General features: G+C 71.8%; 10 protein-coding genes. 9 read left to right on the forward strand and 1 reads right to left on the reverse strand.

All coding sequences use genetic code 11. The annotated features are described in order from the left end of the window. The first annotated feature begins 30 nt into the window (after nucleotides 1-30). The 3 genes from gltB to AB0389_RS31995 all read left to right on the forward strand — a co-directional run bounded on the left by gltB (nucleotide 31) and on the right by AB0389_RS31995 (nucleotide 7,752). On the forward strand, nucleotides 31-4,593 hold the full coding sequence (gene gltB / locus AB0389_RS31985) for a glutamate synthase large subunit (protein ID WP_366399025.1): 4,563 nt from the start codon (nucleotides 31-33) through the stop codon (nucleotides 4,591-4,593). After that, nucleotides 4,586-6,046 carry a glutamate synthase subunit beta gene (locus AB0389_RS31990; protein ID WP_366399026.1) on the forward strand — a complete coding sequence of 487 codons (1,461 nt, stop codon included), beginning with the start codon at nucleotides 4,586-4,588 and terminating at the stop codon, nucleotides 6,044-6,046. Before gltB ends, AB0389_RS31990 begins: the two co-directional genes overlap by 8 nt. Nucleotides 6,047-6,318: 272 nt before the next feature. Continuing rightward, nucleotides 6,319-7,752, forward strand: coding sequence for a branched-chain amino acid ABC transporter substrate-binding protein (locus tag AB0389_RS31995; protein ID WP_366399027.1), 1,434 nt, complete (start codon nucleotides 6,319-6,321; stop codon nucleotides 7,750-7,752). Between the two features lie 7 nt (nucleotides 7,753-7,759). On the opposite strand, the gene AB0389_RS32000 is transcribed toward AB0389_RS31995, so the two are convergent. Further along, nucleotides 7,760-9,289 (reverse strand): carboxylesterase family protein, encoded by a 1,530-nt coding sequence (locus AB0389_RS32000; protein WP_366399049.1) that lies wholly within the window; start codon nucleotides 9,287-9,289, stop codon nucleotides 7,760-7,762. A gap of 147 nt (nucleotides 9,290-9,436) precedes the next feature. Between AB0389_RS32000 and AB0389_RS32005 the strand changes: the two genes are divergently transcribed. The 6 genes from AB0389_RS32005 (at nucleotide 9,437) to AB0389_RS32030 (ending at nucleotide 14,346) form a co-directional block, all read left to right on the forward strand. Then, on the forward strand, nucleotides 9,437-10,384 hold the full coding sequence (locus tag AB0389_RS32005) for a hypothetical protein (protein WP_366399028.1): 948 nt from the start codon (nucleotides 9,437-9,439) through the stop codon (nucleotides 10,382-10,384). A 235-nt stretch (nucleotides 10,385-10,619) separates the two neighbouring features. Beyond that, entirely contained in the window at nucleotides 10,620-11,135 is a 516-nt protein-coding gene (locus AB0389_RS32010) for a pyridoxamine 5'-phosphate oxidase family protein (RefSeq protein ID WP_366399029.1), read from the forward strand. 301 nt (nucleotides 11,136-11,436) lie between these two features. After that, the gene (locus AB0389_RS32015; protein WP_356458284.1) at nucleotides 11,437-11,640 is read left to right on the forward strand and encodes a cold-shock protein; all 204 of its coding nucleotides are present in this window, start codon (nucleotides 11,437-11,439) and stop codon (nucleotides 11,638-11,640) included. Nucleotides 11,641-11,747: 107 nt separating this feature from the next. Continuing rightward, nucleotides 11,748-13,331 carry a DEAD/DEAH box helicase gene (locus AB0389_RS32020; RefSeq protein ID WP_366399030.1) on the forward strand — a complete coding sequence of 528 codons (1,584 nt, stop codon included), beginning with the start codon at nucleotides 11,748-11,750 and terminating at the stop codon, nucleotides 13,329-13,331. A gap of 189 nt (nucleotides 13,332-13,520) precedes the next feature. Continuing rightward, nucleotides 13,521-13,919: a ribonuclease domain-containing protein gene (locus AB0389_RS32025; RefSeq protein WP_366399031.1), complete on the forward strand. Its 399-nt coding sequence runs from the start codon at nucleotides 13,521-13,523 to the stop codon at nucleotides 13,917-13,919. 40 nt (nucleotides 13,920-13,959) lie between these two features. Then, nucleotides 13,960-14,346, forward strand: a complete 387-nt coding sequence (locus tag AB0389_RS32030) for a barstar family protein (protein ID WP_366399032.1) — start codon at nucleotides 13,960-13,962, stop codon at nucleotides 14,344-14,346. Nucleotides 14,347-14,380 lie beyond the last annotated feature (34 nt).

Here is a 14,380-nt window from a genome sequence, read left to right on the forward strand (position 1 = left end):
ACATGCCGAAATACGACGACGGGAGAGCCGATGCGTTCCGACGCCTGGTCGCCCATGGACGGTCGCCCCGCCCCGCAGGGGATGTACGACCCCCGTAACGAGCACGACGCCTGTGGCGTCGGGTTCGTGGCCACCCTCACCGGTGTTGCCAGCCATGAGCTGGTGGAGCAGGCGCTGACCGTACTGCGCAATCTCGAACACCGCGGTGCCACCGGTTCCGAGCCCGACTCGGGCGACGGCGCCGGAATCCTGCTCCAGGTGCCGGACGCCTTCCTGCGCGAAACCGCCGGGTTCGAGCTGCCCGAGGCCGGCGCGTACGCCGTCGGCATCGGCTTCCTCCCCGCCGACGACGCCACGGACGCCGTCTCACGTATCGAGACGATCGCCGCCGAAGAGGGCCTGAACGTCCTCGGCTGGCGCGAGGTCCCCGTCGCCCCCGAGCTGCTGGGCGCCTCCGCGCGCGCCACCATGCCCGCCTTCCGCCAGCTCTTCGTGGCCGACGGTACGAGCACGGGCATCGCGCTGGACCGCAAGGCGTTCCTGCTGCGCAAGCGCACCGAGCGCGAGGCCGGGGTGTACTTCCCCTCGCTCTCCGCGCGCACGATCGTCTACAAGGGCATGCTGACCACCGGCCAGCTGGAGCCCTTCTTCCCCGACCTCTCCGACCGCCGGTTCGCCACCGCCGTCGCACTGGTCCACTCGCGCTTCTCCACCAACACCTTCCCCAGCTGGCCGCTCGCACACCCGTACCGCTTCGTCGCGCACAACGGCGAGATCAACACGGTCAAGGGCAACCGCAACTGGATGCGCGCCCGCGAGTCCCAGATCGCCTCCGGCCTCTTCGGAGGCGCGGAGAAGCTGGAGCGGATCTTCCCCGTCTGCACGCCCGACGCCTCCGACTCCGCCTCCTTCGACGAGGTCCTGGAGCTGATCCACCTCGGCGGCCGGTCGCTGCCGCACTCCGTGCTGATGATGGTCCCCGAGGCGTGGGAGAACCACGACTCGATGGAGCCGGACCGGCGCGCGTTCTACCAGTTCCACGCGACGATGATGGAGCCCTGGGACGGCCCCGCCTGCGTCACCTTCACCGACGGCACCCAGGTCGGCGCGGTCCTCGACCGCAACGGTCTGCGCCCGGGCCGCTACTGGGTCACCGACGAGGGCCTTGTCGTCCTCTCCTCCGAGGTCGGCGTCCTCGACATCGACCCCGCCAAGGTCGTCCGCAAGGGCCGCCTCCAGCCCGGCAAGATGTTCCTCGTCGACACCGCCGAGCACCGCATCATCGAGGACGACGAGATCAAGGCGTCCCTCGCCGCCGAGCACCCCTACAAGGAGTGGCTGGAGACCGGCGAGATCGAGCTGTCGGACCTCCCCGAGCGCGAGCACATCGTGCACACCCACGCCTCGGTCACCCGCCGCCAGCAGACCTTCGGCTACACCGAGGAAGAGCTGCGCGTCCTCCTCGCGCCGATGGCCCGCGCCGGCGCAGAGCCGATCGGCTCCATGGGCACCGACTCGCCGATCGCCGCGCTCTCCGCCCGGCCCCGGCTGCTCTTCGACTACTTCACCCAGCTCTTCGCGCAGGTCACCAACCCGCCGCTGGACGCCATCCGCGAGGAGCTGGTCACCTCCCTGCGCTCCTCGCTCGGCCCCCAGGGCAACCTGCTGGAGCCGACCGCCGCGTCCTGTCGCAGCGTCACCCTGCCCTTCCCGGTGATCGACAACGACGAGCTGGCCAAGCTCGTCCACATCAACGCCGACGGCGACATGCCCGGCATGAAGTCCGCCACCCTCTCCGGTCTCTACCGGGTCAGCGGCGGCGGCGAGGCCCTGGCCGCCCGCATCGAGGAGATCTGCGCCGAGACCGACGAGGCCATCGAGAGCGGCGCCCGCATCATCGTGCTCTCCGACCGGCACTCCGACGCCGAGCACGCCCCGATCCCCTCCCTGCTGCTCACCGCCGCCGTCCACCACCACCTCATCCGCACCAAGCAGCGCACCCAGGTCGGGCTGCTGGTCGAGGCCGGTGACGTCCGCGAGGTCCACCACGTCGCGCTGCTCATCGGATACGGCGCCGCCGCCGTCAACCCGTACCTCGCCATGGAGTCCGTCGAGGACCTCGTCCGCGCCGGCACGTTCATCGAGGGCCTGGCGCCCGAGCAGGCCATCCGCAACCTGATCTACGCGCTCGGCAAGGGCGTCCTCAAGGTCATGTCCAAGATGGGCATCTCCACCGTCGCCTCCTACCGCGGCGCGCAGGTCTTCGAGGCCGTCGGCCTCGACCAGGCCTTCGTCGAGAAGTACTTCAACGGCACCGCCACCAAGATCGGCGGCGCCGGCCTCGACATCGTCGCCCAGGAGGTCGCCGCCCGGCACGCCAAGGGCTACCCCGCCTCCGGGATCTCCGCCAGCCACCGCAAGCTGGAGATCGGCGGCGAGTACCAGTGGCGCCGCGAGGGCGAGCCGCACCTGTTCGACCCGGAGACGGTCTTCCGCCTCCAGCACGCCACGCGCTCCCGCCGCTACGACATCTTCAAGCAGTACACCGGCCGGGTGAACGAGCAGTCCGAGCGGCTGATGACCCTGCGCGGCCTCTTCGGCTTCGCCGAGGGACGCACCCCCGTACCGCTGGACGAGGTCGAGCCCGCCTCCGAGATCGTCAGGCGCTTCTCCACCGGCGCCATGTCGTACGGCTCGATCTCGCAGGAAGCCCACGAGACCATGGCCATCGCCATGAACCAGCTCGGCGGCAAGTCCAACACCGGCGAGGGCGGCGAGGACCCGGAGCGCCTCTACGACCCGGCGCGCCGCTCCTCCATCAAGCAGGTCGCCTCCGGCCGCTTCGGCGTCACCAGCGAGTACCTGGTCAACGCCGACGACATCCAGATCAAGATGGCGCAGGGCGCCAAGCCCGGCGAGGGCGGCCAGCTGCCGGGCCACAAGGTCTACCCCTGGGTCGCCAAGACCCGGCACTCCACCCCCGGCGTCGGCCTGATCTCCCCGCCGCCGCACCACGACATCTACTCCATCGAGGATCTCGCCCAGCTGATCCACGACCTGAAGAACGCCAACCCGCAGGCCCGCATTCACGTGAAGCTGGTCTCCGAGGTCGGCGTCGGCACGGTCGCCACGGGCGTCTCCAAGGCGCACGCCGATGTCGTCCTGATCTCCGGACACGACGGCGGTACGGGCGCCTCCCCGCTCACCTCGCTCAAGCACGCGGGCGGCCCCTGGGAGCTCGGCCTCGCCGAGACCCAGCAGACCCTGCTGCTCAACGGCCTGCGCGACCGTATCGTCGTGCAGACCGACGGCCAGCTCAAGACCGGCCGCGACGTCGTCATCGCCGCGCTGCTGGGCGCCGAGGAGTTCGGTTTCGCGACCGCGCCGCTCGTCGTCTCCGGCTGCGTCATGATGCGCGTCTGCCACCTGGACACCTGCCCGGTCGGCATCGCCACCCAGAACCCGGTGCTGCGCGAGCGCTTCTCCGGCAAGGCCGAGTACGTCGTCAACTTCTTCAACTTCATCGCCGAAGAAGTCCGCGAGCTCCTCGCCGAGCTGGGCTTCCGCTCCATCGAGGAGGCCGTCGGCCATGCCGAACTCCTCGACACCGAGCGGGCCGTGAACCACTGGAAGGCCCAGGGCCTCGACCTGGCCCCGCTCTTCTACGTCCCCGAACTGCCCGAGGGCGCCCTGCGCCACCAGGCGATCGGCCAGGACCACGGCCTGGAGAAGGCCCTCGACAACGAGCTGATCAAGCTCGCCGCCGACGCCCTCGGCGCCGACAGCGCCGAGTCAGCCCAGCCCGTACGCGCCCAGATCGCCATCCGCAACGTCAACCGGACCGTCGGCACCATGCTCGGCCACCGGGTGACGAAGAAGTTCGGCGGCGCCGGCCTGCCCGACAACACCATCGACGTCACCTTCACCGGCTCCGCGGGCCAGTCCTTCGGCGCCTTCCTGCCGCGCGGCGTCACCCTGCGGCTGGAGGGCGACGCCAACGACTACGTCGGCAAGGGCCTCTCCGGCGGCCGGATCGTCGTACGGCCCGACCGCGGCGCCGACCACCTCGCCGAGTACTCCACCATCGCCGGCAACACCATCGGCTACGGAGCCACCGCCGGCGAGCTCTACCTGCGCGGCCGTACCGGCGAGCGCTTCTGCGTCCGCAACTCCGGCGCCACCGTCGTCTCCGAGGGCGTGGGCGACCACGGCTGCGAGTACATGACCGGCGGCCACGCCGTCGTCCTCGGCGAGACCGGCCGCAACTTCGCGGCGGGCATGTCCGGCGGCGTCGCGTACGTCATCGACCTGAACCCCGACCACGTCAACGCGGGCAACCTCGCGGCCGTCGAGCCCCTCGACGACACCGACAAGCAGTGGCTGCACGAGGTCGTGCGCCGCCACCAGGAGGAGACGGGCTCCACCGTCGCGGGCAAGCTGCTCGCCGAGTGGGACACCGCCGCCGACCGCTTCAGCAAGATCATTCCGGCCACCTACAAGGCCGTGCTCGCCGCCAAGAACGCCGCCGAGCTTGCCGGTCTCTCGGAGACCGAGACCACCGAGAAGATGATGGAGGCGGCGACCAATGGCTGACCCGAAGGGCTTCCTCACCACCCCGCGCGAAGTCGCCACGACCCGTCCCCCCGAGGAGCGCGTCAAGGACTGGAACGAGGTCTACGTTCCCGGCTCGCTGCTCCCGATCATCAGCAAGCAGGCCGGGCGCTGTATGGACTGCGGCATCCCGTTCTGCCACCAGGGCTGTCCGCTCGGCAACCTGATCCCCGAGTGGAACGACTACGCCTACCGCGAGGACTGGTCGGCGGCGAGCGAGCGCCTGCACGCCACCAACAACTTCCCGGAGTTCACCGGCCGCCTCTGCCCGGCGCCCTGCGAGTCCGCCTGCGTCCTCGGCATCAACCAGCCCGCCGTCACCATCAAGAACGTCGAGGTCTCGATCATCGACAAGGCGTGGGGCAACGGTGACGTCACCCCGCAGCCGCCCGAGCGCCTCTCCGGCAAGACCGTCGCCGTCATCGGCTCGGGACCGGCCGGCCTCGCCGCCGCCCAGCAGCTCACCCGCGCCGGCCACACGGTCGCGGTGTACGAGCGTGCCGACCGCATCGGCGGTCTGCTGCGGTACGGCATCCCCGAGTTCAAGATGGAGAAGTCCCACATCAACCGCCGTATCGAGCAGATGCGCGCGGAAGGGACCAAGTTCCGCACCGAGACCGAGATCGGCCGCGACATCACCGCGGCGAAGCTGCGCCGCAGGTACGACGCCGTCGTCATCGCGGCCGGCGCCACCATCTCCCGCGATCTGCCCGTACCGGGCCGCGAGCTGAACGGCGTCCACTTCGCCATGGAGTACCTGCCCCTCTCCAACAAGGTGCAGGAGGGCGACCTGACGGTCTCCCCGATCACCGCCGAGGGCAAGCACGTCGTGGTCATCGGCGGCGGCGACACCGGCGCGGACTGCGTCGGCACCGCCCACCGCCAGGGCGCCGCCTCCGTCACCCAGCTGGAGATCATGCCCAGGCCCGGCGCGGAGCGCGCCGCGCACCAGCCGTGGCCGACCTTCCCCATGCTCTACAAGGTCACCTCCGCGCACGAGGAGGGCGGCGAGCGGGTCTACTCCGTCTCCACCACCCACTTCGAGGGCGACGAGGACGGCAACGTCCAGTTCCTGCACCTCGTCGAGGTCGAGTTCAAGGGCGGCAAGCTGGAGCAGAAGCCCGGCACCGAGCGGAAGATCCCCGCCCAGCTGGTCACCCTCGCCATGGGCTTCACCGGCACGGACCAGGCCAACGGCCTCGTCGAGCAGTTCGCCCTGGAGCTCGACGAGCGCGGCAACATCGCGCGCGACGCGGACTTCGCGACCAACGTCCCCGGTGTGTACGTCGCCGGCGACGCGGGCCGCGGCCAGTCCCTCATCGTCTGGGCCATCGCCGAGGGCCGCTCGGCGGCGGCGGGCGTCGACCGTTTCCTGACGGGCGCGAGCGACCTGCCGGCCCCGATCAGGCCGACCGACCGGGCGCTGATGGCCTGACGGCCGCACGGGCCCGACGGGCCGCCGGGCCGGCGGCCGTACAGGCCCGATAGCCTGCGGTCCGGCCCACAGAGACTCCCGTACAACGGCGTACGGGCGGTGTCGGTCCGGGGAGCGTCTCCCGGACCTCCCGCAAGACGCGGCGCCTGCCCCCAGTCCCCGACCGGACGATGGCAGGCGCCGTGGCATTGCGGCGGCGGACACCCGTACTCCAGACTTCCCCCGGAGTGCCTCCGCGCAAGAGGAGTGCATCCGTACGCGTGGGGGTCCTCGTGAGAGACGGAACGGCGCACGGAACCCGGAGGGTCCTCCACCGGGCGCTCCACGACGAGCCCAGCGAACTCGACCTGGCCGACGGGGAGTTGACGGCCGCGCCGGTGAGGGAATGGCTGCCCGGCGCCGACCGTACGGAGAGCGACGACGACGCCGCCATGGCCGACGCCGACGCCGACACCGCGCCGGGCCCCGAACCCGACCGCCCGCCCGAGCCACCGGCAGGACGGCGCCGCTTCCTGCTGCTCGCCTCCGGGGGAGCGCTGCTCGTGGCGGCCGGCACGGGCACCGCCCTCGCCCTCCTGCGCGGCGACCGCGAAACCGGCTCCGGCGGCCCCTCGGCGCCAGCCACCGGACCCCGCCCCGTCGCCATCGGACTCCAGGCCGACCTGACCGGCGAGCAGCGCGCCCACGGCACCGCCCAGGAACGCGGCGCCCGGCTGGCCGTCGAGGAGTTCAACGCCCGCGCCGGCAAACCCTTCTCCCTCGTCCTGCGCACCGCCGACGACGGCGGCAGCACCGGCCGGGCACCCGCCGCCGCGAAGAGACTCATCGAGGACCCCGACGTCCTCGCCGTCCTCGGACCGACCGGCGACGACACCGCCCTGGCCGTCCTCGCCGCCTACGACCGGGCCACACTGCCGCTGATCGCCGTATCACCCGGATCGCTCGCGCTCGGCCTGGCGGAGAGCCGCACCTTCCTGCACGCCCGCCCCGTGAACACCGTCGTCTCCCGCCCGCTCGGCGTCTACCTCGCCACCCGGACCAAGGCCCGCCGGCCGGGGCTGCTCCAGGACCGCACCGCCGGGGACTACAGCCGGCAGTCCACCGGCGTCAACAACACGGTGGTCCGCGCCCAGGGCCGGCAGCCCTACCCCCGGGCCGTCCCGGCCGGCACCGAGGACTTCGGCCCCGTCGTCGCCGACATGCTCAGGGCCGGCGTCGACTCCGTCCTCTTCGCCGGTTACGCGCGGGGCGCCGCCCGTACCGCACGCGCGCTGGCCGCCGCCGGCTTCACCGGACCCCGGCTCGCGCCGCAGGCCGTGCTCGACGACGTATTCCTCACCGAGGCGGGCACGGCGGCCGAGGGCTGGGTGGTCAGCGCCTCCTTCATCGACGCCACCGCCGTACCCGGCGCGCAGGCGTTCCGTGACGCCTACCGGGTACGGTACGGAGCCGCGCCCGCCCCCTTCGCCGCCGAGGCCTACGACGTGGTCAATCTCGTCATCCAGGAGCTGACCGCCACCGGATCGCGCCCCACCCGCGAGGCCCTGGCGGGACGGTTACGCGCGGCCTCCTACGAAGGAGTCACCAAGACGTTCTCCTTCACCCCGGCGGACGGCACCTTCGCCGACAACACCGCGGTCTTCCTCCACCAGGTCGAGAAGGGCGCGTTCCGCTTCCTGGGACGCGCGCCCCTCGACGGCGCGTAGAGCCGCGCTAACACCGCGGCGTCGGCAGGTACACACCCCGCCACAGCACGTCCTCCGCCGTCTCCGCGCACTCCGTACGGTCCCCGGGCACGCCCCAGACGTGCGCCGTTCCCCCGCCCCCGGCGTCCAGCGGCGCCCACCCCGGGTCCCCCGTGGCCGCGAAGGCGGCCCACGCGCGCACCATCCGCCCCGAGAGCGCCCGGTCGGCGGCGTCGACCGGGCCGCCGGTCAGGAATTCGACGCCCGCGTCGAGATTGCCGAAGACGAACGGCACATCGCCGGCGTGCCACGCCCGCACCGGGGTCCCGTCCGCCCGCGTACGGCGGCGGTCGAACCGGGAGAGGTACGTCCGTCCGCCCGCTCCGGCGTGCGCCCGCGCCAGCCGGGCGCTGTGGGTGGTGAAGACCGCCGCGCCCGCGAGCGCGAGATACACGTCCTCGACGGCCGCGCCCGGCATGAGGGCGCTCTGACCGGCGGCGAGCTCAGGAGGCAGGCCGTAGTCCTCGGTGAAGCGGAGGAGCGCCTTCTCCGTGGTGACCGGCGGCATGCCGCCGGTCTCGCGCATCAGCCAGTACTCCTCGGTGGTGTGGCACATCAGAAGATCGACCGCGCTCCCCGGACCGGCCGCCGAGCCGCCGGCCAGCGCGGTCAGCGGATCCACCGGGAGCGTCGCGCCGTCGACGACGGGCGCGTAGATGTGCGGGTCGTAGTAGAGCGCGCCCGCGCCGGGATCCGCCCGGAACCCGGCGACCACCCGGTCCGACGCCTCGACCAGCGCCGCCGGTGACGCCGACAGCAGCCCCTCCGCCGTCGCGGGCACCCCCGCCTCCCGCGCCACCCGGCCGGCCAGACCGGCGGCGAGATCCCGGGAGAAGCACGCGACCGGCACACTGTGCGCGACGGCACGCCGGAACAGCCCGGCCGCCCCCGCCATGGCCATCAGCGAGACGACGGAACCCGCCCCCGCCGACTGCCCGGCCACCGTGACATTCCCCGGATCACCGCCGAACGCCGCGATGTTCTCCCGTACCCAGCGCAGCGCCGCGATCTGGTCGAGCAGCCCGCGGTTCGCCGGAAAGCCCGGGACATGGCCGAACCCCTCGAAACCCACCCGGTAGTTGCAGGACACCACCACCAGCCCGGCACGGGCCAGGGCCGCCCCGTCGTAGTCGGGCTGCGCCGACGATCCGTAGACGTACCCGCCGCCATGGATCCAGAACAGCACCGGCAGCGGCCGTACGCCGGGGGCCGCCGCGCCCGACGCGTCCGCCGCGCCCGACGCCGTATCCGCCGGGGACCAGACGTTGAGGCTGAGGATGTCCTCCCGCCCCGGCACCCACACCGGCGCCCCGGGCAGCTCCGCCGACTGCGGCGCGATGGGCCCGTACCGTACGCACTCCCGCACGCCGGACCAGGCCGCCACCGGACCGGGCTCCCGGAAGCGCCGCGCGCCGAACGGCGGCGCCGCGTACGGGATTCCCAGAAACACCGCCTGCCCGCCCTCGGCCGAGCCCCGCACTACACCGCTCCGTGTCATCACGGTCGTCCCACGCATGGACACCCCCCGAACGGAGGCTTTCACGCCCCTTTGAGCAGGGCAATCGAATAGCGGGCGACCGGCCGGGTATGCCTCGCACTTGTCGACAGGCCGAGCCGAGTGGTCGCTCCAGGGGGACAGGTGCAGGTGTACGGAAAATCAGGCGCGGCGCGCGGGACGGCCCACAGCGGCGGGAGCGCCCGCGACAGGACACGCAGCGCCGCGCAGAAGGGCCACCCGTACGGGAGGTCACCGAGCGGCGGATGGGCGGACACCCTGTGGGACCTGTCCAAGTCCGGCACGCGCACGGCGGCCGTGACCCGGCTGCTGCGCAAGCTGCCCGGCCTCACCCCGGACGCCGCCTACCGGTTCGGACTCGTCGACCGGCCGCACTACGCCTACGGGGTGCGCCGGGCCACCGAGTCCGCCGCCCGCCTCGGTCTGCCGGGCGTGACCCTCGTGGAGTTCGGGGTCGCGGGCGGCAACGGGCTGCTCGCGCTGGCCGAGCACGCCCGCTACTACGCGCGGGCCACCGGCGTCGAGGTCAGGGTCGTGGGCTTCGACGCGAGCGACGGGCTGCCGCCCGGCAAGGACGTACGGGACCTGCCGTACCTGTTCGGCGCGGGCTTCTACCCGATGGACCGGGCCCGGCTGCTCGCCAGGCTCGGCGGTACGGCGGAGGTGGTGATCGGTGACGTGGCCGAAACCGTGCCGGGCTATCTGGAGACCAACGCCGACACGCTCCGTACGCACCCCGTCGGATTCGTCTCGTTCGACCTGGACTACTACTCGTCCACGATGTCCGCGCTGAACCTCTTCCGGGGCGGCGACCACAGCCGGCTGCTGCCCCGGGTCACGTGCTACCTCGACGATCTGCCGGGCACGATCGCGCAGATCGGTGAGGCGGCGGCGATGGCCGAGTTCAACGCCGAGCACGGAGACCGGGCCATCAGCCGTGTCCTCGGGCTGCGCCCCTTCATCCCGTTCGACCCGCCCTGGGCGGACCAGATCTATGTGCACCACCACTTCGGCCACCCCGACTACGCGACCCTGGAGGTCGGCGCGACCGGCGACCGGCTCCCGCTGGCCGACTGAGCCAACTGAGCCGGCTGAGCCAACTTGAGCCAACTGAGTCGGCTGGGCCGGCTGGGCGCGTACCGTCGGTAACCGCATGCCGCGCGGTTCAAGGGGAGAACCGGCCAAACCCGAGACAGAACCGAATTGATGCGTGCATGTCTCCATGCTTCGATGGCCCGAGAAGCCCACCCGCGCTCCATCTCGTCGCGAAAGGCCGACAGGAGGTGTCGGGTATTGGCTGTTGGGTGTATTCATGACAATTACCTGGGCCGATGTCGTCTCGGCGGAGCCGCGCTTCGCCGAGGCCGTTCAGCGGCGATTCGAGATGTATCAGCACCATGTCCTCGCCACCCTCCGCAAGGACGGGTCCCCCCGGGTGACAGGACTCGAAGTCACCTTCCTCTCCGGGGAGTTGTGGCTCGGGATGATGCCCAATTCCCTTAAGGCGCGCGATCTCCTGCGCGACCCGCGTTTCGCCGTACAGGCGAATCCGGGGGCCGGGGACGCGATGGCGGACGGGGACGTCAGGGTCGGCGGCCGGGCGCGGGAGGTCACCGACCGCCGGGTGCGCGCCCGGTTCATCTCCGAGATCCGGCCCCCGCTGCCGTTCCAGCTCTTCCGGGTGGACGTCGGCGAGATCGTGCAGACCGAGATCGAGGGCGATGACCTGGTACTGCGCTCCTGGCGGCCGGACCGGCCGCTGCGGACGATACGGCGCGGCACGGGCGACGCGCCGCCGCGCGTGACGGACGCGCGTGCGGCGGGCTGAGCGCCGGGCTGGGTGCCGGGGCGAGGTCGGGGTGGGGGTCGGGGGCCGGTCGCGGCCCGGCCCCGGCGCCGTACCGGACCGTCTTCCGATCTTGTGGCGTGTGCCACTCGATCTCCTCGCGAGGGCGTGCTAGGCTGACTGCGTTGCAGTTTTGGTACCCATGAACTTTATGTGCGCCTGACGGGAATGTTCCTCAGGCGCATTATTGTTTTTGCCGGCTTCTCCGGATGGGGCTCAATGCGGCGACGAGGAATTCGTAAAGTGCGAATTTCCGGCTCTGCACCTGTTTTAGGAGAATGACATGGCCAACGGCACCGTGAAGTGGTTCAACTCGGAAAAGGGCTTCGGCTTCATCGAGCAGGAGGGTGGCGGCCCCGACGTCTTCGCCCACTACTCCAACATCGCCACCCAGGGCTTCCGTGAGCTCCAGGAGGGCCAGAAGGTCTCGTTCGACGTCACGCAGGGCCAGAAGGGCCCGCAGGCGGAGAACATCGTCCCGGCCTAGTCCCCGGACGTGTACCTCGCAGCCGGGGCCCGCACCTGCACGGTGCGGGCCCCGGCTCGCGCTGTTCTCCGGCCGCTGTTCTCAGGCCCAGGAAGGCTTTTCTCCGAATGACTCGATCCGAACGGCAGGACCGCGCTGCCCGCCCCGCCGGCAGGCGCCCGGCGAACTCCCGCGCCAAGGGACCCGCGAAGGGCACGGCCAAACCGTCGCCCCGCCGCGCTCCTTCGCGTCCGCAGGAATTCACCCTGCCGGAGACCCTCACCCCCGCGCTGCCCGCCGTCGAGTCGTTCGACGAGCTGGACATGCCCGCCGGTCTGCTCAAGACCCTCACCGCGCAGGGGGTGACCGACCCGTTCCCCATCCAGGGCGCCACCCTGCCGAACTCGCTCGCGGGCCGCGACATCCTCGGCCGTGGCCGGACCGGCTCCGGCAAGACCCTCGCCTTCGGCCTGGCGCTGCTGGCCCGTATCGCCGGCCGCCGCGCCGAGCCGCGCGCCCCGCTCGCGCTGGTGCTCGTACCCACGCGTGAGCTGGCGCAGCAGGTCACGGACGCGCTCACGCCGTACGCGACCGCCGTCAACCTCAAGCTGACCACCGTCGTCGGCGGGCTCTCGCTCACCAAGCAGGCGAACGCGCTCCGGCGCGGCGCCGAGGTGCTCGTCGCGACCCCCGGCCGGCTGAAGGACCTCATCGAACGCGGCGACTGCCGGCTCGACGAGGTGTCCATCACCGTGCTCGACGAGGCCGACCAGATGGCCGACATGGGCTTCATGCCGCAGGTCACGGCGTTGCTGGAGCAGGTCGAGCCGAACGGGCAGCGGATGCTCTTCTCGGCGACGCTGGACAAGAACATCGACCGGCTCGTACGCCAGTACCTGACGGACCCCGTCGTGCACTCCGTCGACCCCTCGCAGGGCGCGGTCACCACGATGGAACATCACGTGCTGTACGTCCTCGACGAGACGGACAAGAAGGAAGTCACGACGCGGATCGCCGCGCGCGACGGCCGGGTGCTGCTCTTCCTGGACACCAAGCGCTCGGTCGACCGGCTGGTCAAGCGGCTGCTCGCGAGCGGCGTACGCGCCTCCGGGCTGCACGGCGGGCGCTCGCAGCCGCAGCGCAACCGGACGCTTGAGCAGTTCAAGACCGGCCTGGTCACCTGCCTCGTCGCCACGAACGTCGCGGCCCGCGGCATCCACGTCGACGATCTCGACCTGGTCGTCAACGTCGACCCGCCCGTCGACCACAAGGACTATCTGCACCGCGGCGGGCGCACCGCCAGGGCGGGGGAGTCCGGCAGTGTCGTGACGCTGGTGCTGCCCGAGCAGCGGCGTGAGATGACGCGGCTGATGGCCGACGCGGGGATCGACCCCCGGTCCGCGCGCGTCAAGTCGACGGACGCGGAGCTGACGCAGATCACCGGCGCGCGGGAGCCCTCCGGGGTGGCCGTCACCATCGAGGTGCCGCAGCCGCCCGTTCAGCAGAAGCAGCAGAAGCCCCGTACGTCGCGTCCGTCCGGCCGCCGGGGCTCCGGCTCCGGTGCGGGATCGGGTGCGGGAGGCGCGGGTACGGGTGGCGGTGGCGGTGGCGCCGGCGCCGGCCGTGGCAGCCGGGGACGGCGCGGCGGCGCGGGCCGGGGTGCCCAGGGCGGTCAGGGCGGTGGCCAGGGCGGTCGTCGCACGGCCGCGTGACCCCGTAGTACGGAATGTGAACGAAAGCCCCGCGGCAACCGCCGCGGGGCTTCGTGCTGTCCGGACGCGGCCGGGACGCGGCCGGGACGCGGACGGCGCCCGACTGGCTCGGGAACTCCGGTTAACTTCCGGGAAATTCGAGGGCGTTGGGATTGACGTGTGCACGTCTACGCGCGTCATCATGGACCCATGCGAATTCCCCCACGAATTGCCGCCCTCGGCGGCCTCGCCGCACTCGTCTCGACTCTGCTCGTCGGTGGAGTCACCGCTTCCGCGACCGCCGCCCCCACCGCGGTCACCGCCGTCGGCAGCATCTGCTACTCGAACCTGCCGTCCCAGGCGTACACGACCCTCCGGCTCATCGCGGCCGGCGGACCGTACCCGTACTCGCAGGACGGAGCCGTCTTCCAGAACCGCGAGGGCATCCTGCCGAGCCAGTCGAGCAGCTACTACCACGAGTACACCGTGGTCACCCCCGGCTCCTCGACCCGTGGCGCCCGCCGCATCGTGACCGGTCAGAAGTCGAAGGAGGACTACTACACCGCCGATCACTACGCGTCGTTCTCGCTCGTCAACTACAACTGCTGAGCCCCACCCACCGGCTCACCGGGAAGGTAGCCTCCGTCCCATGACGGTGACGTATGTGATCGACGGGGCGGAGGTCACCGGGCTCGACCGCTTCTGGCCGGCGATCGGCGCGGCCGTGAACGGGCCCGGCGGGTACTTCGGGAGCAATCTCGACGCACTCGCGGACTGTCTGAGCGGCGGTTACGGCACGCCGGACGACGGCGACTTCGTCATCGAGTGGCGCCGGCACGACCTGTCGCGCCGGGCACTCGGACACGAGGAGACCGTGCGCACGCTCCAGCGGCGGCTGGAGCGTGCGCACCCCAGCAACCAACCCGCCCTGCGGGAGCGGCTCGACGCGGCGCGGGCGGGCCGCGGGCCCACCGTCTTCGACGAACTGGTGCAGGTCATCGAGGAGGCCGCGCCCGGAGTGCTCCGGCTGGACTGAGCGCTCCGGCTGGACCGAGCGCTCCTGCTGGAGC

This window comes from Streptomyces sp. NPDC093109 (assembly GCF_040701725.1).
In the GTDB taxonomy this organism is placed as follows: Bacteria; Actinomycetota; Actinomycetes; order Streptomycetales; family Streptomycetaceae; genus Streptomyces.